We start from the raw sequence: 24,663 nt of genomic DNA, 5'->3' as shown, positions 1-24,663 counted from the left end.
TTCCTGATTATTTGTCTGGGCTGTCGATGGTCAATTGTTGCGGCGCGGTAGTGCTGCTGGCCAAAGGCTCGCTGCGACCGACCCACTCGCCAGCAGTCGGCTGGCCGGCACGGGATACGCGCGCGACCAGTTGGACTTCAGGAAAGTTCGACAGTTTCAATTGCGGCATCATTGCGTCGGCATCGCCCAGTTCGACGGTCGCTGGCAGATCGGCAACGGTCAGGCGCTTGGCTGCCAATGGTGCCGGAGGCCCCGAGGTTGCGCGAGCGAAGATGAACACGCTGTCACCTGGCTGTACCTTGGCTTTCACGTTCGCCGCCAGATCAACCGTCACTTTCAGCAACGCTGCCGGCTTGGCCGCTACGACTGGCGCCTTGGCGACAGTAGCGCCGTTCGCTTGCAGTTTTTCGGTTGCCCGGGCAATGCCACCTTCCAGCGCGCTGCGCGAGTTATCTTCGGGTGGCAGTTGCGCCAACAGACGCCCCCAGTAGTCGATGGCCTCCTGATAACGCTCGCCTTCGAAAGCCGCGATGCCCAACAGTCCAAGGCTGGTGACTTCTTTAGGATCGGCCTTGAGTGCTTCGTCGGTCAACGCCTGGATCTTCTCCGACCACTTTTTGTTGTCGGCAAAGTACTGCGCCTGGGCCCACTGGCCGAGCAATTCAGGCTGACGGCCAGCCAATGCCACGGTGCGCTCGAAGATCTTCGCAGCGTCGCCAGGACGGTCCTGAGCCATGTAGGTACGACCCAGGAAATACAGGCCTTCGGCCGAATCCGGTTGAGCCGCCACAGCGCGTTCGAGACGACGGGTCATCTCTTCCATCGATTGCGGTGCCTGGGCAAATTCGCGGGTCAGTTCGACCTTGTCGCTGGCGCCGAAATGCAGGTACAGCCCCAGGCCCAACACCGGCACCAGAATCGCTGCCAGCACTGGCAACGGCTTGCCCAGACGGGAAACCCGGCCCGTGTCGACGCCTTCGGTATCCGCCAGCAGTTCACGAGCGGCTTCGTCACGCCCGGCGCTCATTTGCGTCGCATCAAGCACGCCTTCGGCCTGTTGAGCCTGCAACTCAGCCACGCGTTCCTGGTAAAGCGCCACGTTCAGCGCGGTACGATCCTCTTCACGCTGGGCCCGACGGCCACGCAGAACAGGGATCAACAAAAAACTCAGGGCAACCAGTAGAAGCAGACCTGCAGCGAGCCAGAAATCAATCATTCTTGGTGTTATCCAACAGTTGGTCGAGGCGCTTGCGCTCATCAACAGAAAGCGTGTCGGTACCTGCCGTGCGCTCGGCACGACGGCGACGGACGATTACGGCGATCACCAGCACGCCACCGAGCAACAACCCGGCCGGGCCAAACCACAGCAGCGCGGTCTTGCTGTTCAGGGCTGGCTTGTAGCGCACGAAGTCGCCATAGCGGTCGACCATGAAGTCGATGATCTGCTGGTTGTCCTTGCCCTCGCCGAGCATGCGGAAAATCTCTTTGCGCAGGTCAGCGGCGATCGGTGCATTGGAATCGGCAATGTCCTGATTCTGGCACTTGGGGCAACGCAGTTCTTTGGTCAGTTCGTGAAAACGCTCGCGCTCGGCGTCATTGGCGAACACGTAAGTGTCGATGGCCGCGTGAGCGACTCCGGCGATACTCAGGCCGAGTACGGCGGCAGCAATCCAGCGCTTCATGGTTTGGCCTCATCGACCAGCGCCTGATACTTGGCCGCCAGTTTTTCGCGCCAGACCACTTCGTCGATCACCCCGACGTATTTGTCGCGGATGATGCCTTTGGCGTCGATGAAGAAGGTTTCGGGAGCGCCGTAAACGCCGAGATTCAAGCCCAGGGAGCCCGCCTCGTCACGGATGTCCAGCAGGTACGGATTGTGGAACTCGACCAGCCACTTCAAGGCATCGGTGTTGATGTCCTTGTAGTTGACGCCATAAATCACCACACCCTGCTGGGCCAGTTTGTTCAGCACCGGATGCTCGACCCGGCAGGAAATGCACCAAGTGCCCCAGACGTTGACCAGGGCCGGTTTGCCCAGCAGATCAGCGCGGGTCAAGGTCTTGTCGCCTTGCACGGTCGGCAGGGAAAACTCGGGGAACGGCTTGCCAATCATCGCCGAGGGCAGCTCGGCCGGGTCCAGGTAGAGCCCCCGGTAAAGAAACACCGCCACCAGCAGAAACAGCGCCAGTGGCAACACCATTAACCAACGTCTCATGCAGTGGCTCCCGTCATGCCCAGCGCTTCACGCACGCGACTTTTCACCTTGACCCGATAACGACGATCCAGCGCCGCCAGCAACCCACCGAAACCTGTCAGCAAACCGCCGAACCAGATCCAGCGCACGAACGGCTTGACGTGCACGCGCACGGCCCAGGCGCCATTCTCCAGCGGCTCACCGAGCGCCACGTACAGGTCGCGGGTGAAACCGGCGTCGATGCCGGCTTCGGTCATCATTGAGTTCTGCACGGTGTACAGACGTTTTTCCGGGTGCAGCACCGCGACTTCCTTGCCCGAACGGATCACCCGAATGGTGCCTTTGTCGGAGGTGAAGTTCGGTCCTTCGAAGTGCTTGGCGCCCTCAAAAATGAAGTGATAACCGGCAAGGTCCATCGACTCGCCCGGTGCCAGGCGCAGATCGCGCTCGGCGCTGTTCTGGCTTGAAAGCACCACGCCCAAGGCGCACACGGCGATACCGAGGTGCGCAACCTGCATGCCCCAATAGCTGCGGGTCAGGCTCGACAGGCCTTTGATCAGGCCTTTGTTGCGGGTCTTGTCGAAAATGTCACGCACACCGGCCAGCAACACCCAGGCCGCGAGCATGAAGGTCGCCAGCACGGCCCAGTTGAAGTCGCCATAAGCGATCCCGGCGACGACCGCCAAAGCAGCGCTACCGAGCAACACCGGGGTCAGCATATTCATCAGCCATTTCACCGGGGTGTCTTTCCAGCGCACCAGCACACCGACGGCCATCACCACCATCAGCAACGCCATCAACGGAATGAACAACGCGTTGAAATACGGCGGGCCGACCGACATCTTGGCGCCGCTCAGGGCATCGAGCACCAGCGGGTACAAGGTGCCGAGCAGAATCATCGAAGCCGCGACCACCAGCACCAGGTTGTTGCCCAGCAGCAGGGTTTCACGCGACCACAGGTTGAAGCCGACGTGGCTCTTGACCACTGGCGCACGCAGGGCAAACAGCGTCAGCGAACCGCCGACCACAAACAGCAGGAAGATCAGGATGAACACACCCCGCGCGGGGTCCGAGGCAAACGCGTGCACCGAGGTCAGTACACCGGAACGCACCAGGAAGGTTCCCAGCAGGCTCAGCGAGAACGCGGCAATGGCCAGCAACACGGTCCAGCTTTTGAACACGCCGCGTTTTTCAGTCACGGCCAACGAGTGAATCAGCGCCGTACCGACCAGCCAAGGCATGAACGAGGCGTTTTCCACCGGGTCCCAGAACCACCAGCCGCCCCAGCCGAGTTCGTAGTAGGCCCACCAGGAGCCGAGGGTGATGCCGATACCGAGGAACGCCCAGGCGACGATGGTCCAGGGCCGCGACCAACGGGCCCACGCCGCATCCAGACGCCCGCCGAGCAAGGCAGCAATCGCGAAGGCGAAGGCCACCGAGAAACCGACATAACCCATGTAGAGCATCGGCGGGTGAACGATCAGGCCAATGTCTTGCAGCAACGGGTTGAGGTCATGACCGTCAGTGGGAATCTGCGGCAGAACCCGTGCGAACGGGTTCGAGGTGAGAATCAGAAACAGCAGGAACCCGGTGCTGATCATGCCCATCACCGCCAGCACGCGAGCCAGCATGACCTGCGGCAACTGCCGGGAGAAGATCGACACGGCGAAGGTCCAGCCGCCGAGAATCAACGCCCAGAGCAGCAAGGAACCTTCGTGGGCGCCCCATACCGCGCTGAATTTGTAGTACCACGGCAAGGCGCTGTTGGAGTTGTTGGCGACATACCCCACCGAGAAGTCATCGGTCATGAAGGCGTAGGTCAGGCAGCCGAAGGCGAACAGCAGAAAAGTGAACTGGCCCCAGGCCGCTGGCTGGGCCAGGCCCATCCACATGCGGTCACCGCGCCAGGCACCGAGCAACGGCACGGTGGCCTGAACGATGGCAAAGCACAGGGCGAGAATCATCGCCAGATGGCCCAACTCGGGAATGAAGATGCCTGAGGTCATGGATCAACCCTCCTTCGCGGGTGTTGGAGCGGATTGACCACTGTCTTTGAGCGCCTTGGTCACTTCTGGCGGCATGTATTTCTCGTCGTGCTTGGCCAGCACTTCGTCAGCCACCACCACGCCGTCTGCATTCAGTTTGCCCAGCGCAACGATGCCCTGCCCTTCACGGAACAGGTCCGGGAGGATGCCGCGGTAGGTGATGGTCACGGATTTATTGAAGTCGGTGACGATGAATTTCACGTCCAGCGAATCGCCGGAGCGTTGCAGCGAGCCCTTCTCGACCATGCCGCCAGCACGAATGCGCGTGTCTTGCGGGGCTTCGCCATTGGCGATTTGGGTCGGTGTGTAAAAGAGGTTGATGTTCTGCTGAAGGGCACTGAGGGCCAGGCCGACAGCTGCGCCGACACCGACCAGGATCGCGAGAATAATGATAAGACGCTTTTTACGCAGCGGATTCACTTGCTGTTCTCCCGGCGCAGACGGCGCGCCTCTTGTTGCAGGTAACGCTTGCGGGCCAGGATCGGCGCAGCCACGTTGAGAGCCAGTACCGCCAGGCAGATGCCATAAGCCGACCAGACATAAAGACCGTGATGGCCCATGGCGAGGAAGTCGCCGAATGAAGCAAAACTCATTACGCGGCCTCCAGGCTGTTTTGCACTTCGGCCTTGACCCAGCTGGCACGGGCTTCGCGCTTGAGCACTTCAAGGCGCATGCGCAGCAACAGCACGGCGCCGAAGAAACAGTAGAAACCCAGCACCGTCAGCAGCAACGGCAGCCACATTTCGGCTGGCATTGCCGGTTTTTCGGTGAGGCTGAAGGTTGCGCCCTGGTGCAGGGTGTTCCACCACTCCACCGAGTACTTGATGATCGGGATGTTGATCACGCCGACAATCGCCAGCACCGCGCAGGCCTTGGCCGCGCTGTCACGATTGCTGATGGCGTTGCCCAGCGCAATGAGACCGAAGTACAGAAACAGCAGAATCAGCATGGACGTAAGTCGCGCATCCCAGACCCACCACGAGCCCCAGGTCGGTTTACCCCAGATCGCCCCGGTGACCAACGCCACAGCGGTCATCCAGGCACCGATCGGCGCTGCGCATTGCAGGGCGACGTCCGCCAGTTTCATCTTCCACACCAGCCCGACAATGCCGCAGACCGCCAGCATCACGTAGCAGGACTGCGCCAGCATGGCGGCCGGCACATGAATGTAGATGATTCGAAAGCTGTTGCCTTGCTGGTAGTCCGGCGGCGCGAAGGCCAGGCCCCAGACCACGCCGACGCCGATCAGCAGCAACGCCGCGACACTCAGCCAGGGCAGCAGTTTGCCGCTGATGCCGTAAAACCATTTGGGCGAGCCGAGCTTATGAAACCAGGTCCAGTTCATTACTGTTTCCATCACGGTTGTTCTTCGCCATCACGAAGAACCAGGGTCTTTACTGGTTAAAATTTAACCAGACCTCATTATTCGCCGACGCTGATCTTCAGGCCAGCGGCTATTGCAAAGGGTGTCAGGGTTATCGCCAGGGCGGTCAGGCTACCAAGCCACAGCAAATAACCGGTTGCCGGCATACCCTGCAAGGCTGCCTGCAAGGCGCCACTGCCGAGAATCAACACCGGGATGTACAGCGGCAGAATCAACAACGCCAGCAGCAAGCCACCGCGTTTCAAACCGACCGTCAGCGCCGCGCCCACCGCACCGAGCAAGCTCAATACCGGTGTACCGAGCAACAGCGACAAGAGCAAAACCGGCAGACAAGCGGCAGGCAAACCGAGCATCAACGCCAATAACGGGGCAAGCAACACCAGTGCCAAGCCGGAAAACGCCCAGTGTGCCAGCACCTTTGCCAAAACCAGAAGAGGCAGGGGGTGCGACGAAAGGACCCACTGTTCAAGGGATCCGTCCTCGAAATCACTGCGGAAAAGCCCGTCCAGCGAGAGCAAAACCGATAAAAGGGCCGCGACCCAGACCAGCCCTGGTGACAAGGTTTGCAACAATTGTGTCTCAGGTCCGACCGCCAATGGAAACATTGAGACAACAATGGCGAAGAACACGAGAGGGTTGGCAAGCTCGGCAGGACGCCGACACAGCAAACGCGCCTCACGGGCGACCAACAGTGCGAAAACACTCATACGGCCCACTGCCCCAAATCGATGTCGCGGTAACCGGCCGGCATCCGGGCCAACGTGTGGTGAGTGGTCAGAATCACCATGCCGCCTCGCTCGCAGTGTGCGGCCAGGTGTTCTTCCAACTGGGCGACGCCTTGTTTATCCAGCGCGGTGAATGGTTCGTCGAGGATCCATAGCGCCGGGCTGTCCAGATACAAGCGGGCCAGGGCCACGCGGCGTTGTTGACCAGCGGACAGGGTGTGACAAGGAACATCTTCGAAACCGCGCAGTCCTACCGCTGCCAGCGCCTGCCAGATCGCCTCATGCGTCGCCGGCTGATGCAACGCGCACAGCCAGCTGAGGTTCTCTTCAGGGGTCAGCAGGTCCTTGATTCCGGCGGCATGGCCGATCCACAACAGGTTGTGGGCCAGTTCCGGGCGTTGCGTGTTCAAGGGCTGGCCGTTGAGCAATACCTGGCCGCTGGTCGGCTGCATCAGTCCGGCGAGCAGGCGCAAAAGGCTGGTCTTTCCGCTGCCGTTGGGGCCGCTGATCTGCAACATGTCACCGCGGCCCAGACGCAACTCGAGGTTTTCGAAGAGCATCCGCCAGTCTCGCTCACAGGCGAGCGCTACGGCTTCTAGTAGAGGGATGGTCAAGAGATCGCGGGCCTTTACGGTTCAAGTCGGCAATGGAGCGGCCGTTAAAGTGATGCAGCATAGATGTATTGACGGCCTGTTCTAGAGAGCTGCGTCAAACATTTGCGATGTTTTCCGCGCCCCGACAACAACGGGGCGGCATTATACATGTCATGTCCTACTCCAAAGAGGGCAATTTCGACAGGGTGTGACCTGATGACCGGCGAGATGAACATCCTTCCACTGCCCGCTACGACGCCGGCCACCTCGCGCCCGCTGGTGGTCAGTGGTGAGTTGCTCAAGTTGCAGACCCCGGTGGAAGGTTTGATCGCCGCAGGCCAAAGCGCCAGCGCTGAAGTGCTGTCGCTCAAACAGAACGACCAGGCTTTCCAGTTGCTGCTCAAGGTCACTCTGGACAGTGGCCGTCAGACCACTGTGCAAGCCACCAGCAACCAGCCTCTGCCTCAAGGTACCAACCTGACGGTCAGTCAACCTTCAGCCGGCAGCCTGGCGATTACTGTGCAACAGGCCATCGCCTCCAACATCGCCGCCCTCACCCGTCTCGACACCTCACAACTGCCGGTCGGCACCTTGCTGCAAGGTAAAGTCCTGACCACCCAGCTGATGCCGCAAACACCGGGGCAGGCGGCGGTCTATCGCTCGCTGGTGAGTGTGCTCAATACCGCGCTCAGTGGCAGCACCTTGAGCATCGACAGCCCGCAGCCGTTGCGCATCGGCAGCCTGCTCAGTGCCTTGGTCCAGGGCGCGCAAAGCCTGAGCTTCGTGCCACTGGCCAGTCGTCAGGAGCAACTGGCGGTGAGTCAACAACTGCTGGCCCAGCAAAGTCGCCAAGGCTCATTGAGCGGGCTGATCGATGCCCTGCAAAACCTGCCAGCCTCCGACACCACCTCCGACGATCTGCGCGCCGCCGTCGACAAACTGCTTGCCGACCTGCCAGACGTTCAGCAACTAAGCACCCCCAAAGGTCTGGCGCAGGCGCTGGTCAACAGCGGGCTGTTTCTGGAAAGCAAACTGCTCACCGGACAGAACCCTGCGCTGACGCCGGACATGAAAGGCAATTTGCTGCGATTGATCGCACAATTGGCCCCCGACCTGCCGGCCAATACCAGTTTCAACGCGATCATCGCCGCCAACACCCTGGCGCAGGCGCTGCCAAGCTTTGTCCGCAGCGCCCTCGGCACCCTCGGGCAGGTCAGCGCCAAACCGCAGCCGAGCGGCTTCCCCCTGCCCTCGCGGTTGCTGCAAAGCCTGGAAGGTGAAGGCGATCTGGAGCATTTGCTGCGCCTGGCTGCAGCGGCCGTTTCACGCCTGCAAAGCCATCAACTGTCGAGCCTGGAACAGACCGGCATGACCGAGGATGGCAAGCTGCAAACCACCTGGCAGCTGGAAATCCCCATGCGCAACCTGCAAGACATCGTGCCGTTGCAGGTCAAGTTTCAACGCGAGGACACCCCCGAGAAGGAACAACACGAGAAATCCGTCGAGCGCGAGCCGAAACAACGGCTTTGGCGAGTCGAGCTGGCGTTCGACATGGAACCGCTCGGGCCGTTGCAGATCCAGGCACAGCTGGCCCAGGGCAAACTCTCCAGCCAGCTCTGGGCCGAGCGGCCTTATACCGCCAGCCTGATCGAAAGCAACCTGGAGGGCTTGCGCGCGCAGCTATTGGCATCAGGCCTGAATGTTGGCGACCTGAATTGCCACCTCGGCACACCGCCCCATGGCAATCAAACCCGTCTCGAACAACGCTGGGTCGACGAAACCGCATGAACAATCACACGCCACCGCGCCAGGCCATCGCCCTCAAATACGACGGCAGCCATGCCCCGACACTCACTGCCAAAGGCGATGACGAACTGGCCGAAGCGATTCTGAAGATCGCCCGCGACTATGAAGTGCCGATATATGAGAACGCCGAACTGGTGAAACTGCTGGCGAGGATGGAGCTGGGTGAAAGCATCCCTGAAGAGCTCTATCGCACGATTGCCGAGATCATTGCGTTTGCCTGGAAACTCAAGGGCAAGTTTCCACAAGGGCATGGTTCTGAGGAGACGATAGTGGAGCGGGATGTGACAGAACGCGGGGATGATTACTGATCAAGCAGGTGTAGCAAGCTCACTGTGGCGAGGGAGCTTGCTCCCGCCGACCGGTTCGCGCTCGGGCGCAGCAGTCGTAAAAAAGCTGACGGAATCTATCTGGAAGAATTTAATTGTGGGTTTCAGGGCTGCTTCGCAGCCCAGCGGGAGCAAGCTCCCTCGCCACAATTGTTCACCCGTCGGCAGACTCGCGCAGTCGCTATCAGTTCTTGTGCAACTTGCTCATCAACTCGGCCTCTGCCTGGGTCAGGCCGCAGGACTGGGTCAATTCGTCGACGCTGGCGCCCATCCCCACCAGGCGGGCTGCCTGGGCGAATGACAGGCTCGACGGGTCGCGCTGCTCAAGCTGGGCCAGCTTGTCCGGCAAGGGGCCGACCACCGCACGCAGTTCATGCAGGTCTTCACCCATGCGCACGTTACCGTTCTGGTAGTCGTCGACACGCTTGGCCAGGTCCTTGATGCGTTGATCGCGCAACGCATCGCCCTGGGCTTGCAGCGCTGCCAGCTCTCGCTGTTTGCGCGTGTAAGCCAGGAACATCGCCAGGGTCCCTACCCACAGGAACCCCAGTACTATGACAGCAACCTCGAGAATCAATCAGATACTCTCCAGTTCCGACCACTCTTCTTCGCTCATCATTTTGTCCAGCTCGACCAGGATCAGCAACTCGTTGTTCTTGTTGCACACGCCCTGGATGAACTTGGCGGATTCTTCGTTACCGACGTTAGGCGCGGTTTCGATCTCGGACTGACGCAGGTAAACCACTTCGGCCACGCTGTCGACCATGATCCCGACCACTTGCTTGTCGGCTTCGATGATCACGATGCGGGTGTTGTCGCTGACTTCGACGGTGCCCAGGCCAAAGCGCTGGCGGGTGTCGATCACGGTCACCACATTGCCGCGCAGGTTGATGATGCCCAGCACGTAGCTTGGCGCACCCGGAACCGGAGCGATTTCGGTGTAGCGCAGGACTTCCTGAACACGCATCACGTTGATGCCGTAGGTTTCATTGTCCAGCTTGAAGGTTACCCATTGCAGGATCGGATCTTCGGAACCCTTTGCAGACGACGCCTTATCATTCATACCCTGACCCCTCGAAAAACCGCCTGTGGCGGTGTGTGTTCTGCCCGGCCGCACTGTGTATGCGGCCAGCTGCTTGTTATGTAGGTTTGTGGGCCGGCTTACCGCCGCCCATGTGCTTGGCACCACCGCTGGCGATCAACTCCGCCAGCTCCGAGACATCCAGCAACGCACACATGTGCTCGATCACCGTCCCGGCCAGCCATGGCCGTTGACCCCGATGGCTGCGCCATTTGATTTCGTTCGGGTCCAGGCGCAACGAGCGGCTGACCTGATGCACCGCCAGCCCCCACTCATACCCCTGAACCGAGATCACGTATTGCAGGCCCTGGCGGAAGTCATCGCGATAACGATCGGGCATGACCCAGCGCGCGGTATCCAGCACCTTCAGGTTGCCGGCCTGGCTTGGCAGAATCCCGAGGAACCATTCCGGCTGACCGAACAACGGCGTCAGCTCATGACCGGCCAACGAGTAAATCGAACCGAGGCACACCAGCGGCACGGCCAGGGTCAGACCGGCGACGTCGAACAACAGGCATTCAAACGGTTCGGCAGCCCAGCTTGGCCGGTCATCGCCGACCACCGGCGGTGGCGTGTTGCTCGGCGGCAGATGGACTTCAACCACCGGCTCGACCAGCGCTTTGAGCAAGGGGGCGACCGTTGAAACCGGCGCCAGCATCGGTACAGGTGCTTCCAGTACCGGCACGACAACGGGCGCCTCGGCAACCGGAGCTACAACGGGAGGCGCAACCACTGGCTTTTGTGCATCGCGAGCCTGCTCTTCGAGCACTGCAGCCTGGAACTCGTCCAGTGCGCCTTGCGCCTCAATGGCTTCAACGACCTCGACGACCTCTACAACCTCGGGCAATACCTCGACTTCTGACGGCAACTCCTCGGTCGCGTCTTGCAACAACGCATCCAGATAGGACTGCAACGCCAGTTGTGGTCGGCTGGTAATTTTTACTGGCCGGTTCATTGGCACTCCATCCCGGCAGAGAAAAGATTCACCTCAAGCCACCTGCGGAACAAGTTGCTGCGCCAGCAAATGCTTGAGCAGCGCGCGGTACGCCAACACTCCACGGCTCTTGCCATCGAACTGCGAAGGGGTCAGGCCGGCACGGCTGGCATCACGCAGTCGGGTATCGACCGGGATGTAGCCTTGCCAGATTTCTTCCGGGTACATGTCGCGCAGCACCCGCAAGGTTCCCAGCGAGGCTTGGGTGCGACGATCGAACAGGGTCGGCACGATGCTGAACGGCAGCGCTTGTTTACGCGAACGGTTGATCATCGCCAAGGTGTTGACCATGCGCTCCAGACCTTTCACTGCAAGGTGCTCGGTCTGCACCGGGATCACCAACTGCTGGCTGGCCGCCAAGGCATTGACCATCAGCACGCCAAGCAACGGTGGGCTGTCGATCAACGCGTAATCGAAGTCCTGCCACAATTGCGCCAGGCTCTTGGCGATCACCAGGCCCAGACCGCTCTGCCCCGGCGACTGGCGCTCGAGGGTGGCGAGCGCAGTGCTCGACGGCAACAGGGAAATACGCTCGTCACTGGTCGGCAGCAACAATTGCCCGGGCAAGCCTTGCGGCACGCTGCCCTTGTGCAGAAACAGGTCGTAGCTGCTGTGTTCCAGGCTGTCGGGGTCGTAACCGAAGTAGCTGGTCATGGAGCCGTGCGGGTCGAGATCGACCACAACCACGCGCTTGCCCGCCTCTGCCAGCAAACCGGCTAAAGCGATGGAGGAAGTGGTTTTACCGACACCACCCTTTTGATTGGCAACTGCCCAGACTCTCATTCAGATTGTTCCTCCCGGTCGAATCAATACAACCGAGAAATAGCTCAACGTTATAAGCCGGGTGACGGAGAATTGACGGCACTCTCGTGTCCCGGCGACTTGACGGTCGTCGGTGCAGTTTGTGTGCCAGCACGCTTCAATGCGGCGTCCGGTTTTGCATTAGCGGTTCCGGTACCGGTCAGGCTGCGGCGTACATCGAGATTGCGCGACACCACCAACACCACGCGCCGGTTACGCGCACGCCCTTCGGCGGTCGCGTTATTGGCCACGGGCTGGAACTCGCCGTAACCCACCGAGGCCAGACGCCCAGGGTTGACACCCTGCATGGCGAGCATGCGCACGATGCTCGCCGAGCGGGCCGAGGACAGTTCCCAGTTGGTCGGGTACTGCGCCGTGCGGATCGGTTGATCGTCGGTGAAGCCCTCAACGTGAATCGGGTTGTCGAACGGTTTCAGAATCGCCGCGACCTTGTCGATGATGTTGAACGCGATATCGCTGGGCATCGCATCGCCGCTGCCGAACAACAGGCTGGAGTTGAGTTCGATCTCGACCCACAACTCGTTGCCACGCACGGTCATCTGATTGGAGCTGATCAAATCGCCAAACGCCGCACTGATGTCATCGGCAATACTCTTGAGCGGATCCTTGCTGGCCTGGGCGATGCCGGCATCGATCTGCTCGCTGTCCTTGACCAGCGGCTTGGCCGGGGTAACCGTCTTCGGACGTTCTTCGCCAATGGGGATCGGCTTGAGGGCTCGGTCAGAGTTGGTAAAGACCCCGACCAGCGCTTCGGAAATTTCCTTGTACTTGCCTTCGTTGATCGAAGAGATGGAATACATCACCACGAAAAAGGCGAACAGCAGTGTGATGAAGTCCGCGTAGGACACCAGCCAGCGCTCGTGGTTGACGTGTTCATCGTGCTGACGGCGGCGTGCCATAGTCCATTACCCCCATCAGTCCATGAAGCCCTGAAGCTTCAACTCGATGGAGCGTGGGTTTTCACCTTCGGCGATCGACAGAATGCCTTCCAGCAACATTTCGCGATAACGCGACTGTCGCAGCGCGATGGACTTGAGCTTGCTGGCAATCGGCAACAACACCAGGTTGGCGCTGGCCACGCCGTAGATGGTCGCGACGAAGGCCACGGCAATGCCGCTGCCCAGTTGCGACGGATCACCCAGGTTGCCCATCACATGAATCAGGCCCATGACCGCACCGATGATACCGATGGTCGGCGCATAGCCGCCCATGCTTTCAAAGACTTTGGCGGCTTCGATGTCACGGCTTTCCTGGGTGTAGAAATCCACTTCGAGGATGCTGCGAATCGACTCGGGTTCAGCGCCGTCGACCAGCAATTGCAAGCCTTTGCGCGAGTAGCTGTCGGGTTCGCTGTCCGCGACCCCTTCAAGCCCGAGCAAACCTTCCTTGCGCGCGGTGAGGCTCCAGTTGACCACACGGTCGATACCACCGGCGAGGTCGACGCGAGGCGGAAAGAGGATCCAGCGAAGAATCTGCATCGCGCGCTTGAAGGCACTCATCGGCGACTGCAACAAGGCAGCGCCAATGGTCCCGCCGAGCACGATCAGTGCCGCCGGGCCATTGGCCAAGGCACCGAGATGCCCGCCTTCCAGGTAGTTGCCACCAATAATGGCGATGAACGCCATGATGATCCCGATGAGGCTTAAAACATCCATCAGATGCACGCCTCGGCCAGGTGCTTGCCGATATCGTCGAGGCCGTAGATCGCGTCAGCCAGATCGGCTTTGACGATCGCCATCGGCATGCCGTAGATCACGCAACTGGCTTCATCCTGGGCCCAGACCGCGCTGCCGCCCTGCTTGAGCAGACGCGCGCCTTCGCGACCGTCGGCGCCCATGCCGGTAAGGACCACCGCCAGAACTTTGTCGCCGTAGGACTTGGCCGCCGAACCGAAGGTGATGTCCACGCACGGCTTGTAGTTCAGACGCTCGTCGCCCGGAAGGATTTTCACCGCGCCACGGCCGTCGATCATCATTTGCTTGCCACCCGGTGCCAGCAACGCCAGGCCCGGACGCAGGATGTCACCATCCTCGGCTTCCTTGACGCTGATCCGGCAGAGCTTGTCCAAACGCTCGGCGAAAGCCTTGGTGAAGGCCGCCGGCATGTGCTGGATCAGCACGATCGGCGCCGGGAAGTTGGCCGGCAGCTGTGTCAGCACCCGTTGCAACGCGACCGGGCCGCCGGTTGAGGTACCAATGGCAACCAGCTTGTAGGCTTTGCGTTTCGGTGCCGGCGACGATGCGCTGGCAACCGGCGCACGCGCAGGAATCGGCGTCGGGGCCGGACGCACAGGCGCCGGCGCACTGCTGCCGAAACTCGAAGGTGCCGGGGCCGGGGCTGGCGCGGCGGCTGGAGCCGGAGCGCTGTAGGCGCTGAAACGACGGTTACTGCGCGAAATGCTGTGAACCTTTTCGCACAGCAGTTGCTTGACCTTCTCGGGATTGCGCGAGATGTCTTCGAAATTCTTCGGCAGGAAGTCCACTGCGCCGGCATCCAGTGCATCGAGAGTGACCCGAGCGCCTTCGTGCGTCAGCGAGGAGAACATCAAAACCGGGGTAGGACAGCGCTGCATGATGTGCCGCACCGCCGTGATGCCATCCATCATCGGCATCTCGTAGTCCATGGTGATCACGTCTGGCTTGAGGGCCAGGGCCTGATCGATCGCCTCTTTACCGTTGGTCGCCGTACCGACAACCTGGATACTCGGATCTGCTGAAAGAATTTCCGAGACGCGGCGGCGGAAAAAACCAGAATCATCCACCACCAGGACTTTGACTGCCATAAACACTCCGTTAGACGGAGCGAGGCTCAGTCGCCCCGCTCCGCCAGAATCAAATACGCCGTGCGGCGTAACGCTTGAGCATGCTCGGAACATCGAGAATCAAGGCGATGCGACCGTCACCGGTAATGGTGGCGCCGGACATGCCCGGGGTTCCCTGAAGCATTTTGCCCAATGGCTTGATGACCACTTCTTCCTGGCCCACCAGCTGATCGACGACGAAGCCGATCCGCTGAGTGCCCACTGAAAGGATCACCACATGGCCTTCACGCTGCTCTTCGTGAGCGGCGGAGCTGACCAGCCAGCGTTTGAGGTAGAACAGTGGCAGCGCCTTGTCCCGTACGATCACCACTTCCTGACCGTCGACCACGTTGGTGCGCGACAGGTCGAGATGGAAAATCTCGTTGACGTTGACCAGCGGGAAAGCAAAGGCCTGGTTGCCGAGCATGACCATCAGCGTCGGCATGATCGCCAGGGTCAACGGGACCTTGATGACGATCTTCGAGCCTTTGCCCTTGGTCGAGTAGATATTGATGGTGCCGTTGAGCTGGGCGATCTTGGTTTTCACCACGTCCATGCCCACGCCACGACCGGACACGTCGGAGATCTCGGTTTTGGTCGAGAAACCCGGCGCGAAGATCAGGTTGAAGCAGTCGGACTCGCTGAGACGGTCCGCCGCATCCTTGTCCATCAAGCCTTTCTTCACGGCGATACTGCGCAAGACATCAGCATCCATGCCCTTGCCATCATCAGAGATGGACAGCAGGATGTGATCGCCTTCCTGCTCTGCGGACAGAATCACTTTGCCGCTGCGAGGCTTGCCCATCGCCTCACGATCAGCCGGTTCTTCGATACCGTGGTCGACCGAGTTACGCACCAAGTGGACCAGCGGGTCGGCCAGGGCCTCGACGAGGTTCTTGTCGAGGTCGGTTTCTTCACCGACCAGCTCCAGGTTGATCTCTTTCTTCAACTGGCGCGCGAGGTCGCGAACCAGGCGCGGGAAGCGCCCGAAGACTTTCTTGATCGGCTGCATCCGGGTCTTCATGACAGCGGTCTGCAAGTCGGCCGTGACCACGTCGAGGTTCGACACGGCCTTGGACATGGCTTCGTCGCCGCTGTTGAGGCCCAGACGGACCAAGCGGTTACGCACCAGTACCAGTTCGCCGACCATGTTCATGATTTCGTCGAGACGTGCGGTATCCACACGCACGGTGGTCTCGGCTTCACTGGCCGGTTTTTCCGGTGGCGGTGAGGCCGGTGCGCGAGCTGGGGCCGGTGCAGCCGCGGCAGCAGGTTTAGGCGCTTCAGCTTTTGGCTCGGGCGCTTTAGCCACAGGTGCTGGCGCTGCTGCCTTGGCAACGGGTGCCGCCACCGAAGCAGCAGCCGTGCCGACCTCCGTGAACTTGCCTTTGCCATGCAATTCGTCGAGCAGCGATTCGAACTCGTGATCGGAGATCAGATCGCTGCCAGCGGCCGCAGCCACAGGTGCAGCAGGTGCCGGAACGGCAGCAATTGCCGACTCCAGGGCATCAACGGCGAAGTTGCCTTTGCCATGCAACTGATCGAGCAGTGCTTCGAATTCGTCGTCGGTAATATCGGAGCTGTCGCCTGCCGCTTTCGGGGCAGCCGGTGCGGCAGGTGCTGCCGCCACTGCATCAGGGGCGAACTGGCCTTTGCCGTGCAATTGGTCGAGCAACGACTCGAACTCGGCATCGGTGATTTCATCGCTGCCGGCAGCCGCTTCAGGTGCCGGGGCTACAGGCGCCCCCGACTCAGCTTGCGCCTTGACCGCGTTCAGCGAGTCCAGCAGCAGTTCGAACTCATTGTCGGTGACGTCGCCCGATTCGCTTTCAGCGGCAGGTGCTTCAACCACCTCTGCAACTGGTTGCGCCACATCGTCTGTTTGAGGCTCGGCCAGGCGGGCCAGAGCCGCCAGCAGTTCCGGTGTAGCCGCAGTGATCGGTGCACGCTCGCGGACTTCGCTGAACATGCCGTTCACCGCGTCCAGCGCTTCGAGAACCACGTCCATCAGTTCCGAGTCGACGCGACGCTCACCCTTGCGCAGGATGTCGAACACGTTCTCGGCGATGTGACAGCACTCCACCAGCTCATTGAGCTGGAGGAAGCCGGCGCCCCCTTTTACAGTGTGAAAACCGCGAAAAATTGCATTGAGCAAATCCGCATCATCGGGTCGGCTTTCCAGCTCGACCAGCTGTTCGGACAGTTGCTCTAGAATCTCGCCGGCCTCAACCAGGAAATCCTGAAGGATCTCTTCATCGGCGCCGAAGCTCATTAAGGGGGTGCTCCTAAAGGTCTAAAAACCTAAAAAACCTAAAATCCAAGACTGGATAGCAAATCGTCCACATCGTCCTGACCGGACACAACGTCTTCTCTTTTATCGGCATGAATCTGCGGACCTTCACCCTGAGAGAGATGTTTTTGCGGATCTTTTTCAGCCAGCATCGCTTCATGGTCATGTTCGATGCCCGCAAAGCGGTCTACCTGACTGGCCATGAGCACGAGCTTGAGCAGGTTGCTTTCGACTTCGGTGACCAGTTGAATCACGCGCTTGATCACCTGACCGGTTAGATCCTGGTAATCCTGAGCCAGCAGAATATCGTTGAGGTTGCCCGAGACGACCTGGCTCTCCTCGACGCTACGCGTCAGGAAACCGTCGACACGCCGGGCCAGTTCGCGGAACTCTTCGGCACCGACTTCGCGGCGCATGAAACGCCCCCAGTCGGCGCTCAAGGCCTGGGCGTCAGTGCTCAGGCCATTGACCAGCGGAGTACTGTTCTCGACCAGATCCATGGTCCGGTTCGCGGCCGCTTCGGTCAGCTTGACCACATAGGACAGGCGCTCGGTGGCGTCTGTGATCTGTGAGACTTCCTCGGCTTGCGGCATGTTCGGGTCAATCTGAAAATTGACGATCGCGCTATGCAGCTCGCGAGTGAGCTTGCCCACCTCCTGGTACAGGCCGCGGTCACGGGTCTGATTGAGCTCATGGATCAGTTGCACAGCGTCACCGAACCTGCCCTTTTCAAGGCTTTCGACCAGTTCGTGAGCGTGTTTTTTCAGGGTCGATTCGAAATCGCCCTGTGAAGATTCTCTTTGCTCCATAGCTCCCCCCGTGGCGCAGTGGCTCCGCGCATCAACCGATGCGTTCGAATATTTTTTCGATCTTCTCTTTCAACGCCTGGGCCGTGAAGGGTTTGACCACATAGCCGTTTACACCGGCTTGAGCGGCTTCGATGATCTGCTCGCGCTTGGCTTCGGCAGTGACCATCAGCACCGGCAGGTGCTTGAGCTTTTCATCGGCGCGCACGTGGCGCAGCAAATCGATACCGGTCATGCCAGGCATGTTCCAGTCCGTTACCAGAAAGTCGATGCTCCCGCTGTTGAGGACGGGAATGGCGGTAATACCGTCGTCCGCCTCGACCGTGTTGGTGAACCCAAGGTCACGCAACAGGTTTTTTATGATCCGCCGCATCGTTGAGAAGTCATCAACGATGAGGATTTTCATGTTCTTGTCCAATTCGACCTCCAAGCAGTCTTAAACGCGTTCAGCACCTGAACACGCCATTCAATCAATTCGGCAGAGCACTCGACGACTGTCTGGAGCACAACGGATGAAGACCGGCACAGCGTTACGCCCTGCCTGTTTCGTTCGCAGTGTCCCCACACTGCTGTCAGCGCGCTCGCCACTCCCCCAAACGCCCCCGCAAACGGGCCGCGCACTGGCTGTGTAACTGGCTGACCCGCGATTCACTGACCCCCAGGACCTCACCGATTTCCTTGAGATTCAGCTCTTCGTCGTAGTACAGCGCCAACACCAGTCGCTCACGCTCCGGCAAATTGGCAATCGCATCCGCCAGTGCTGCCTGGAAGCGTTCATCTTCCAGGTCGCGCGACGGTTCGAGATGAGCACTCGCGCCATCCTCGTGCAGCCCTTCATGCTCGCCGTCCTGCAACAGATCGTCGAAGCTGAACAGGCGACTGCCCAAGGTGTCATTCAAAATCCCGTAATAATCGTCGAGACTCAATTGGAGTTCGGCCGCAACCTCGTGATCTTTAGCGTCACGCCCGGTTTTAGCTTCAATTGAGCGAATCGCGTCACTCACCATCCGGGTATTGCGGTGGACCGAGCGTGGCGCCCAGTCACCCTTGCGGACTTCATCGAGCATCGCACCACGGATACGGATCCCCGCGTACGTCTCGAAACTCGCACCTTTGCTCGCGTCGTATTTGGTCGACACTTCAAGCAAACCGATCATGCCTGCCTGGATCAGGTCCTCGACCTGAACACTGGCCGGCAAGCGCGCCAACAGGTGATAGGCAATACGTTTTACCAGTGGCGCGTAACGCTCGATCAGTTCGTACTGCGCGTCACGCGCCGACTTCTTGTACAGGTTGTAACCGCTGGCTGTCATAGAACCGGACCCGCAGTTTGCTGCACCAGACGCTCGACGAAAAATTCCAGGTGCCCACGCGGGTTGGCAGGCAGCGGCCAGGTATCGACTTTCTGCGCGATGGCCTTGAATGCCAGCGCACACTTGGAACGAGGAAACGCTTCATACACGGCGCGCTGCTTCTGCACCGCCTTACGCACGCATTCGTCGTAAGGCACCGCACCGACGTATTGTAAGGCGACGTCGAGGAAGCGATCCGTGACCTTGGTCAACTTGGCGAACAGATTTCGCCCTTCCTGCGGGCTTTGCGCCATGTTGGCCAGCACGCGGAAGCGGTTCATGCCGTAATCGCGGTTGAGCAGTTTGATCAGCGCGTAGGCGTCAGTGATCGACGTCGGCTCGTCGCACACCACCAGCAATACTTCCTGGGCTGCGCGAACAAAACTGACGACCGACTCACCAATACCCGCCGCCGTGTCGATCACCAATACGTCGAGGTTATCGCCGATGTCGCTGAATGCCTGAATCAGGCCAGCATGCTGGGCCGGGCTCAGGTGAACCATGCTCTGGGTACCGGACGCTGCTGGAACAATGCGAATTCCGCCCGGCCCCTGAAGTAATACATCGCGCAGTTCACAGCGGCCTTCGATGACGTCGGCCAGCGTACGCTTGGGCGTGAGCCCCAGCAGGACGTCAACGTTCGCCAGCCCCAGATCGGCGTCCAGCAGCATGACGCGCCGGCCGAGCTCAGCAAGAGCCAGGGACAAGTTCACTGACACATTAGTCTTCCCGACGCCACCTTTGCCGCCGGTCACTGCGATCACCTGTACGGGATGCATGCTGCCCATGTTCGTTCTTTACCTTGTCTTGCTTAGACGCGGACTACATGACTGGCTGCGCGCTCACTTGTGAACAATGCATGGCAGGCCATCGATGTAGATACAAATCTATTCATTATTACCTCAGCCGACACGCTTGGCCGGGCTGTGGTAGAGGTCAGCGAACATATCAGCCATGGCTTCTTCGCTGGGTTCTTCCTGCATCTGCACGCTAACGGCGCGACTGACCAACTGATGCCGGCGCGGTAAATGTAGATCATCCGGGATCCGTGGCCCGTCGGTCAGATAAGCGACAGGTAATTCGTGGCTGATTGCCAGGCTCAACACCTCGCCCAGGCTCGCTGTTTCATCCAGTTTAGTCAGAATGCAGCCTGCTAGCCCGCACCGCTTGTAACTGTGATAAGCGGCAGTCAGCACCTGCTTTTGGCTGGTAGTGGCCAGCACCAGATAATTCTTCGACTTGATCCCGCGACCGGCCAGGCTTTCCAGCTGCATGCGCAACGCCGGATCACTGGCCTGCAGGCCGGCGGTGTCGATCAACACCACACGCTTGCGCAACAGCGGATCAAGGGCTTGCGCCAGGGACTGGCCCGGGTCGACGTGAGTCACCGAGACATTGAGGATACGCCCCAGGGTCTTGAGCTGTTCCTGAGCCCCAATGCGGAAGCTGTCCATGCTCACCAGCGCGATGTTCTGCGCGCCGTACTTGAGCACGTAACGCGCGGCCAGCTTGGCCAGCGTGGTGGTTTTGCCCATGCCGGCAGGGCCGACCATGGCGATCACGCCACCCTCTTCCAGTGGTTCGATCTCGGGAGTCACGATCATCCGCGCCAGGTGCGCCAACAGCATGCGCCAGGCCTGGCGGGGTTCTTCAATGTCAGTAATCAGTTCCAGCAGATCGCGCGACAACGGACCGGACAGGCCGATGCGTTGCAGGCGACGCCACAGGTTGGCTTGCTGCGGGCGACTGCCTTGCAGCTGGTTCCAGGCCAGCGAACCCAACTGTACTTCGAGCAGTTCACGCAGACCATTGAGTTCGAAACGCATCGAGTCGAAAGCCCGCGGATCGACCCCGGCAGAATGCACAGGCGCTGAAGCAGGACGCGGCCGCTCAGCAAAGGTCGGCTCGATCAACGGTTCCGCAGCGGTCAGCGGCAGGCCGGCAAACAACTGGCGATTGGTGCTGGCGCTCGCATCACCTTCGCCGTCGCCACGCAGGCTCAATTCGGCCTGAGCCGTGACGATCCGCGACTGGGTCTTGCGCAACTCGTCTTCGAGTTCAATGTTCGGTACACGCGGGGCCAGCGCCGACAGCTTGTAATCCAGGGCCGCCGTCAGCTCGACACCACCGGCGATCCGGCGATTACCGATAATGGCCGCATCAGCGCCCAGCTCATCGCGAACCAGCTTCATGGCCTGACGCATATCGGCGGCGAAAAAACGCTTAACTTGCATAAACCACTACCTCAGCCGTTGGGCCCTACTGTCGCAACGATGGTCACTTGCTTGTTGTCAGGGATTTCCTGATACGCCAACACATGCAACCCCGGCACTGCCAAACGTCCGAACCGCGAGAGCATCGCGCGTACCGGACCTGCTACCAGCAGAATCACCGGTTGACCTTGCATTTCCTGACGCTGCGCGGCGTCGATCAACGAACGTTGCAGCTTCTCTGCCATGCTTGGCTCCAGCAAAACGCCCTCTTCCGAGCCTTGTCCTGCCTTCTGAAGACTATTGAGCAATATTTGTTCCAACCTTGGTTCCAAGGTGATCACAGGCAGCTCGGACTCAGTGCCTACAATGCTTTGGACGATAGCGCGCGATACGCCGACGCGAACGGCCGCCACCAGAGCGGCAGTATCTTGACTCTTGGCGGCATTGTTCGCGATGGCTTCGGCAATGCTGCGAATGTCGCGAACCGGAACCTGTTCGGCCAACAAGGCCTGCAGTACTTTGAGCAACTGCGACAGCGAAACGACGCCCGGCACCAGCTCCTCGGCCAGTTTTGGCGAGCTTTTGGCCAGCAATTGCATGAGCTGCTGAACTTCCTCGTGGCCGATCAGCTCGCTGGAATGCTTGTACAAAATCTGGTTGAGGTGAGTCGCCACCACCGTACTGGCATCAACCACGGTGTACCCCAGGGATTGCGCCTGCGGACGCTGACTGATTTCGATCCAGACCGCCTCCAGGCCAAAGGCCGGATCTTTGGCGGTGATGCCATTGAGCGTGCCGTAGACCTGCCCGGGGTTGATCGCCAGTTCGCGATCCGGATAAATCTCCGCCTCGGCGAGGATCACCCCCATCAGGGTCAGGCGGTAGGCACTCGGCGCCAGATCGAGGTTGTCGCGAATGTGCACGGTCGGCATCAGGAAGCCCAGATCCTGGGAAAGCTTCTTGCGCACGCCCTTGATCCGCGCCAGCAACTGACCACCCTGGTTGCGATCCACCAGCGGGATCAGCCGGTAGCCGACTTCCAGACCAATCATGTCGATCGGGGTCACGTCATCCCAGCCCAGCTCTTTGGTTTCCATGGCCCGTGCGGGCGACGGCAGCAGGTCCTGCTGACGCTTGACCTCTTCCAGAGCCTGAACCTTGACGATGTTGTGTTTTTTCCAGAACAGATACGCGCCGCCCGCTGCGACGGCGGCCATGCTGAGAAAGGAGAAGTGCGGCATGCCTGGCACCAGGCCCATGACCGCCATCAAACCGGCAGCTACCGCCAGCGCCTTGGGCGACGCGAACATTTGCCGATTGATCTGCTTGCCCATGTCTTCCGAACCGGAAGCACGGGTCACCATGATCGCCGCCGCGGTGGACAGCAGCAGTGATGGCAATTGCGCCACCAAACCGTCACCGATGGTCAACAATGCGTAGACCTTGCCGGCATCGCCGAAGCTCATGCCATGCTGGAAGATCCCGACCGCCATGCCGCCAATCAGGTTGATGAACAGAATCAGCAGACCGGCGATGGCGTCACCGCGCACGAACTTGCTGGCACCGTCCATCGAACCGTAGAACTCGGCCTCCTGGGCCACCTCCATACGGCGCAGTTTGGCTGCGGGCTGGTCGATCAGGCCGGCGTTCAGGTCGGCGTCGATGGCCATCTGCTTGCCCGGCATCGCATCCAGGGTAAAACGCGCACTGACCTCGGAAATCCGCCCGGCACCTTTGGTCACCACGACGAAGTTGATGATCATCAAAATCGCGAAGACCACGATACCGACCACGTAGTTACCGCCAATCACCACCTCGCCGAAGGCCTGAATCACCTTGCCGGCGGCGGCATGGCCGTCCTGACCGTGGAGCATCACCACCCGGGTCGAGGCCACGTTCAATGCCAGTCGCAACAACGTGGCGACCAGCAGAATGGTCGGAAACACCGCGAAATCCAGCGGCCGCAAGGCGTAGACGCAGACCAGCAGCACGACAATCGACAGCGCAATGTTGAAGGTGAAGAACACGTCGAGCAGGAACGGCGGGACCGGCAACATCATCATCGCCAGCATGACCAACAGCAACAGCGGCACACCCAGATTGCCTCGACTGAGGTCTGCCAGGTTGCTGCGGGCACTGTTGATTAACTGAGAGCGATCCACCGGTATTCCCCGTTCCTTGAAGCAAACTTTTGACGCCTGAAGCGGGCGCAGAGCGGGTACTGCAAGAAGCTTTCCAACTTTTGCAGGGGGCTTGAAACAGCGGGGTTTATCGGGAGTTTTTCAGCGACCGGACAGACGCCATCGCGGGCAAGCCTTGCTCCTACAGATCACTCACATCCGTAGGAGCAAGACTTGCCCGCGAAGAGACCGGATATTCAACGCCCATCCCAAGAATTCAGCCACAAATCTGGAAAACACCGGGATTTGTCCGACAGGCTTTCGAGGTTGCCCCTCGGAAGTGGCATCGCTAGTCTTCGGTGGTCACTGCCAAATCAGCGACCGGGCCTGGAAACCCGATTGAGTAAACGAGGCCGCTCTAACCAGTAAACGAGAACCTCGCCATGAACAAATCTTCGCACCTCCACGATTTAAAAACCGCCCCCCCCTTCTCCATCCACAACGATCAAGCCTCGTTCCGCGTCAACAGTGGCGTCTCGATCCACGAAGCCTTGCCCCACGTGTCCGACCTGCTCCACCTCTCCAAGATGCTGGCCGAAGATGCAGCGATGGAGCGCAAAACCGACCGCTACGCCTGGGCCTCTCACTACTTGCAGGAGATGAGCAAAGCCGTCATCGATAACGCGGTGAAAGTCATAGCCGCATCGAACAACCATCAAAAAGCCGAACATTAACTCACCCACCGCGGATCGCTCCCACGCTCCTGCGCGGAAACGATCTAAAGCCGTTCACGCCCCAACCACTCAGGCCGGCCGGTAGGCCGCGGCGCTGTTGCTGTTGCTGTTGATCCACCCGCCCCTATCGGGAGGCCGAGCGCAGGTGTTCATCAGGGGGTGGGCGCGCAGCGCCGTACGGCGCAGCCGGACACATCGAGAGGAGGTCGTCGCGAAGCAGACCGTAGGCGATGCCCCCTGATGAATGCCGAAGCAAGGGTACGCCGAGCCTAGGCGAGGTGCCGTACGCTTGGGGCGAAGACCTTTGCTTCCTTTGGGGCGTTTGCCAAAGGGAGTCGCCGTCAGGGCGAAACCCTAAGTGGCCGTTACCGCAGAAAT

The 24,663-nt window shown here is 60.2% G+C and carries 26 protein-coding genes; 3 read left to right on the top strand and 23 right to left on the bottom strand.

Annotated elements, in window-relative coordinates; genetic code table 11:
* Positions 1-7: 7 nt before the first annotated feature.
* From ccmI to ccmA, 9 genes are all read right to left on the bottom strand, one after another.
* Positions 8-1,216 (bottom strand): c-type cytochrome biogenesis protein CcmI, encoded by a 1,209-nt coding sequence (gene ccmI, locus AABM55_RS08805; protein WP_054596317.1) that lies wholly within the window; start codon positions 1,214-1,216, stop codon positions 8-10.
* Positions 1,209-1,682, bottom strand: coding sequence for a cytochrome c-type biogenesis protein (locus AABM55_RS08800; RefSeq protein ID WP_019692350.1), 474 nt, complete (start codon positions 1,680-1,682; stop codon positions 1,209-1,211). Before AABM55_RS08800 ends, ccmI begins: the two co-directional genes overlap by 8 nt.
* Complete coding sequence (locus AABM55_RS08795; RefSeq protein ID WP_054596315.1) at positions 1,679-2,215, bottom strand: DsbE family thiol:disulfide interchange protein; 537 nt, start codon at positions 2,213-2,215, stop codon at positions 1,679-1,681. Before AABM55_RS08795 ends, AABM55_RS08800 begins: the two co-directional genes overlap by 4 nt.
* A complete protein-coding gene (locus AABM55_RS08790) occupies positions 2,212-4,200 on the bottom strand; it encodes a heme lyase CcmF/NrfE family subunit (RefSeq protein ID WP_347929345.1) in 1,989 nt (662 codons plus the stop codon). Before AABM55_RS08790 ends, AABM55_RS08795 begins: the two co-directional genes overlap by 4 nt.
* Before the next feature lie 3 nt (positions 4,201-4,203).
* A complete protein-coding gene (gene ccmE / locus AABM55_RS08785) occupies positions 4,204-4,659 on the bottom strand; it encodes a cytochrome c maturation protein CcmE (protein WP_054596313.1) in 456 nt (151 codons plus the stop codon).
* Positions 4,656-4,832, bottom strand: coding sequence for a heme exporter protein CcmD (gene ccmD / locus AABM55_RS08780; protein WP_019692354.1), 177 nt, complete (start codon positions 4,830-4,832; stop codon positions 4,656-4,658). The genes ccmE and ccmD overlap by 4 nt, the downstream gene beginning before the upstream one ends.
* A complete protein-coding gene (locus AABM55_RS08775; protein ID WP_054596312.1) occupies positions 4,832-5,584 on the bottom strand; it encodes a heme ABC transporter permease in 753 nt (250 codons plus the stop codon). Before AABM55_RS08775 ends, ccmD begins: the two co-directional genes overlap by 1 nt.
* A 77-nt stretch (positions 5,585-5,661) precedes the next feature.
* The gene (ccmB, locus tag AABM55_RS08770) at positions 5,662-6,330 is read right to left on the bottom strand and encodes a heme exporter protein CcmB (protein ID WP_054596311.1); all 669 of its coding nucleotides are present in this window, start codon (positions 6,328-6,330) and stop codon (positions 5,662-5,664) included.
* Positions 6,327-6,908 (bottom strand): cytochrome c biogenesis heme-transporting ATPase CcmA, encoded by a 582-nt coding sequence (ccmA, locus tag AABM55_RS08765; protein WP_256585146.1) that lies wholly within the window; start codon positions 6,906-6,908, stop codon positions 6,327-6,329. The genes ccmB and ccmA overlap by 4 nt, the downstream gene beginning before the upstream one ends.
* A 249-nt stretch (positions 6,909-7,157) precedes the next feature.
* Here ccmA and AABM55_RS08760 point away from each other — a divergent pair, with 249 nt between their 5' ends.
* Together AABM55_RS08760 and AABM55_RS08755 are read left to right on the top strand one after the other, a co-directional pair.
* Positions 7,158-8,729: a flagellar hook-length control protein FliK gene (locus tag AABM55_RS08760; RefSeq protein WP_347929344.1), complete on the top strand. Its 1,572-nt coding sequence runs from the start codon at positions 7,158-7,160 to the stop codon at positions 8,727-8,729.
* Positions 8,726-9,055 (top strand): EscU/YscU/HrcU family type III secretion system export apparatus switch protein, encoded by a 330-nt coding sequence (locus AABM55_RS08755; RefSeq protein ID WP_019692359.1) that lies wholly within the window; start codon positions 8,726-8,728, stop codon positions 9,053-9,055. The genes AABM55_RS08760 and AABM55_RS08755 overlap by 4 nt, the downstream gene beginning before the upstream one ends.
* Positions 9,056-9,257: 202 nt before the next feature.
* Here the strand turns inward: AABM55_RS08755 and AABM55_RS08750 are convergent, their stop codons facing one another.
* The 14 genes from AABM55_RS08750 to flhA all read right to left on the bottom strand — a co-directional run bounded on the left by AABM55_RS08750 (position 9,258) and on the right by flhA (position 23,593).
* On the bottom strand, positions 9,258-9,650 hold the full coding sequence (locus AABM55_RS08750) for a DUF2802 domain-containing protein (RefSeq protein WP_347929343.1): 393 nt from the start codon (positions 9,648-9,650) through the stop codon (positions 9,258-9,260).
* Positions 9,651-10,136, bottom strand: coding sequence for a chemotaxis protein CheW (locus tag AABM55_RS08745; protein ID WP_019692361.1), 486 nt, complete (start codon positions 10,134-10,136; stop codon positions 9,651-9,653).
* 76 nt (positions 10,137-10,212) lie between these two features.
* Entirely contained in the window at positions 10,213-11,109 is an 897-nt protein-coding gene (locus AABM55_RS08740) for a CheW domain-containing protein (protein ID WP_347929342.1), read from the bottom strand.
* A gap of 33 nt (positions 11,110-11,142) precedes the next feature.
* Entirely contained in the window at positions 11,143-11,931 is a 789-nt protein-coding gene (locus AABM55_RS08735) for a ParA family protein (RefSeq protein ID WP_054596306.1), read from the bottom strand.
* Between the two features lie 50 nt (positions 11,932-11,981).
* Positions 11,982-12,869 carry a flagellar motor protein MotD gene (gene motD / locus AABM55_RS08730; RefSeq protein WP_054596305.1) on the bottom strand — a complete coding sequence of 296 codons (888 nt, stop codon included), beginning with the start codon at positions 12,867-12,869 and terminating at the stop codon, positions 11,982-11,984.
* A gap of 15 nt (positions 12,870-12,884) precedes the next feature.
* Positions 12,885-13,625, bottom strand: coding sequence for a flagellar motor protein (locus AABM55_RS08725; RefSeq protein WP_054596304.1), 741 nt, complete (start codon positions 13,623-13,625; stop codon positions 12,885-12,887).
* Positions 13,625-14,752, bottom strand: coding sequence for a chemotaxis response regulator protein-glutamate methylesterase (locus AABM55_RS08720; RefSeq protein ID WP_054596303.1), 1,128 nt, complete (start codon positions 14,750-14,752; stop codon positions 13,625-13,627). The genes AABM55_RS08725 and AABM55_RS08720 overlap by 1 nt, the downstream gene beginning before the upstream one ends.
* A gap of 49 nt (positions 14,753-14,801) precedes the next feature.
* Positions 14,802-17,042 carry a chemotaxis protein CheA gene (locus tag AABM55_RS08715; protein ID WP_347929341.1) on the bottom strand — a complete coding sequence of 747 codons (2,241 nt, stop codon included), beginning with the start codon at positions 17,040-17,042 and terminating at the stop codon, positions 14,802-14,804.
* Between the two features lie 38 nt (positions 17,043-17,080).
* Positions 17,081-17,869: a protein phosphatase CheZ gene (locus AABM55_RS08710; RefSeq protein WP_347929340.1), complete on the bottom strand. Its 789-nt coding sequence runs from the start codon at positions 17,867-17,869 to the stop codon at positions 17,081-17,083.
* Positions 17,870-17,900: 31 nt separating this feature from the next.
* Positions 17,901-18,272 (bottom strand): chemotaxis response regulator CheY, encoded by a 372-nt coding sequence (locus tag AABM55_RS08705; protein WP_008006721.1) that lies wholly within the window; start codon positions 18,270-18,272, stop codon positions 17,901-17,903.
* Positions 18,273-18,438: 166 nt separating this feature from the next.
* Positions 18,439-19,179, bottom strand: coding sequence for an RNA polymerase sigma factor FliA (gene fliA, locus AABM55_RS08700; RefSeq protein ID WP_007894214.1), 741 nt, complete (start codon positions 19,177-19,179; stop codon positions 18,439-18,441).
* Positions 19,176-20,006: a flagellar synthesis regulator FleN gene (gene fleN, locus AABM55_RS08695; protein ID WP_019692370.1), complete on the bottom strand. Its 831-nt coding sequence runs from the start codon at positions 20,004-20,006 to the stop codon at positions 19,176-19,178. The genes fliA and fleN overlap by 4 nt, the downstream gene beginning before the upstream one ends.
* A 114-nt stretch (positions 20,007-20,120) precedes the next feature.
* Positions 20,121-21,452, bottom strand: a complete 1,332-nt coding sequence (flhF, locus tag AABM55_RS08690; RefSeq protein WP_103315623.1) for a flagellar biosynthesis protein FlhF — start codon at positions 21,450-21,452, stop codon at positions 20,121-20,123.
* 11 nt (positions 21,453-21,463) lie between these two features.
* Complete coding sequence (gene flhA, locus AABM55_RS08685) at positions 21,464-23,593, bottom strand: flagellar biosynthesis protein FlhA (protein WP_054596299.1); 2,130 nt, start codon at positions 23,591-23,593, stop codon at positions 21,464-21,466.
* Positions 23,594-23,994: 401 nt separating this feature from the next.
* Here flhA and AABM55_RS08680 point away from each other — a divergent pair, with 401 nt between their 5' ends.
* The gene (locus tag AABM55_RS08680) at positions 23,995-24,285 is read left to right on the top strand and encodes a DUF3077 domain-containing protein (protein ID WP_347929339.1); all 291 of its coding nucleotides are present in this window, start codon (positions 23,995-23,997) and stop codon (positions 24,283-24,285) included.
* Positions 24,286-24,663: the final 378 nt, after the last annotated feature.

The organism is Pseudomonas helvetica (assembly GCF_039908645.1).
GTDB lineage: Bacteria > Pseudomonadota > Gammaproteobacteria > Pseudomonadales > Pseudomonadaceae > Aquipseudomonas > Aquipseudomonas helvetica.
Note: the sequence above shows the minus strand (reverse complement) of the source record. Positions and strands in the feature narration are given on the sequence as shown.

Excerpts from the sequence above, each read along its gene's own strand:
- AABM55_RS08755 (WP_019692359.1), top strand. The coding sequence starts at position 8,726 with ATGAACAATCACACGCCACCGCGCCAGGCCATCGCCCTCAAATACGAC.
- AABM55_RS08725 (WP_054596304.1), bottom strand. The coding sequence starts at position 13,625 with ATGGATGTTTTAAGCCTCATCGGGATCATCATGGCGTTCATCGCCATT.
- AABM55_RS08800 (WP_019692350.1), bottom strand. The coding sequence starts at position 1,682 with ATGAAGCGCTGGATTGCTGCCGCCGTACTCGGCCTGAGTATCGCCGGA.
- ccmA (WP_256585146.1), bottom strand. The coding sequence starts at position 6,908 with ATGCTCTTCGAAAACCTCGAGTTGCGTCTGGGCCGCGGTGACATGTTG.
- flhF (WP_103315623.1), bottom strand. The coding sequence starts at position 21,452 with ATGCAAGTTAAGCGTTTTTTCGCCGCCGATATGCGTCAGGCCATGAAG.
- fleN (WP_019692370.1), bottom strand. The coding sequence starts at position 20,006 with ATGGGCAGCATGCATCCCGTACAGGTGATCGCAGTGACCGGCGGCAAA.
- AABM55_RS08745 (WP_019692361.1), bottom strand. The coding sequence starts at position 10,136 with ATGAATGATAAGGCGTCGTCTGCAAAGGGTTCCGAAGATCCGATCCTG.
- AABM55_RS08715 (WP_347929341.1), bottom strand. The coding sequence starts at position 17,042 with ATGAGCTTCGGCGCCGATGAAGAGATCCTTCAGGATTTCCTGGTTGAG.
- AABM55_RS08790 (WP_347929345.1), bottom strand. The coding sequence starts at position 4,200 with ATGACCTCAGGCATCTTCATTCCCGAGTTGGGCCATCTGGCGATGATT.
- ccmD (WP_019692354.1), bottom strand. The coding sequence starts at position 4,832 with ATGAGTTTTGCTTCATTCGGCGACTTCCTCGCCATGGGCCATCACGGT.
- ccmB (WP_054596311.1), bottom strand. The coding sequence starts at position 6,330 with ATGAGTGTTTTCGCACTGTTGGTCGCCCGTGAGGCGCGTTTGCTGTGT.
- motD (WP_054596305.1), bottom strand. The coding sequence starts at position 12,869 with ATGGCACGCCGCCGTCAGCACGATGAACACGTCAACCACGAGCGCTGG.
- AABM55_RS08705 (WP_008006721.1), bottom strand. The coding sequence starts at position 18,272 with ATGAAAATCCTCATCGTTGATGACTTCTCAACGATGCGGCGGATCATA.
- AABM55_RS08735 (WP_054596306.1), bottom strand. The coding sequence starts at position 11,931 with ATGAGAGTCTGGGCAGTTGCCAATCAAAAGGGTGGTGTCGGTAAAACC.
- ccmI (WP_054596317.1), bottom strand. The coding sequence starts at position 1,216 with ATGATTGATTTCTGGCTCGCTGCAGGTCTGCTTCTACTGGTTGCCCTG.
- AABM55_RS08710 (WP_347929340.1), bottom strand. The coding sequence starts at position 17,869 with ATGGAGCAAAGAGAATCTTCACAGGGCGATTTCGAATCGACCCTGAAA.
- AABM55_RS08680 (WP_347929339.1), top strand. The coding sequence starts at position 23,995 with ATGAACAAATCTTCGCACCTCCACGATTTAAAAACCGCCCCCCCCTTC.
- AABM55_RS08760 (WP_347929344.1), top strand. The coding sequence starts at position 7,158 with ATGACCGGCGAGATGAACATCCTTCCACTGCCCGCTACGACGCCGGCC.
- AABM55_RS08795 (WP_054596315.1), bottom strand. The coding sequence starts at position 2,215 with ATGAGACGTTGGTTAATGGTGTTGCCACTGGCGCTGTTTCTGCTGGTG.
- AABM55_RS08775 (WP_054596312.1), bottom strand. The coding sequence starts at position 5,584 with ATGAACTGGACCTGGTTTCATAAGCTCGGCTCGCCCAAATGGTTTTAC.
- fliA (WP_007894214.1), bottom strand. The coding sequence starts at position 19,179 with ATGACAGCCAGCGGTTACAACCTGTACAAGAAGTCGGCGCGTGACGCG.
- AABM55_RS08740 (WP_347929342.1), bottom strand. The coding sequence starts at position 11,109 with ATGAACCGGCCAGTAAAAATTACCAGCCGACCACAACTGGCGTTGCAG.
- AABM55_RS08720 (WP_054596303.1), bottom strand. The coding sequence starts at position 14,752 with ATGGCAGTCAAAGTCCTGGTGGTGGATGATTCTGGTTTTTTCCGCCGC.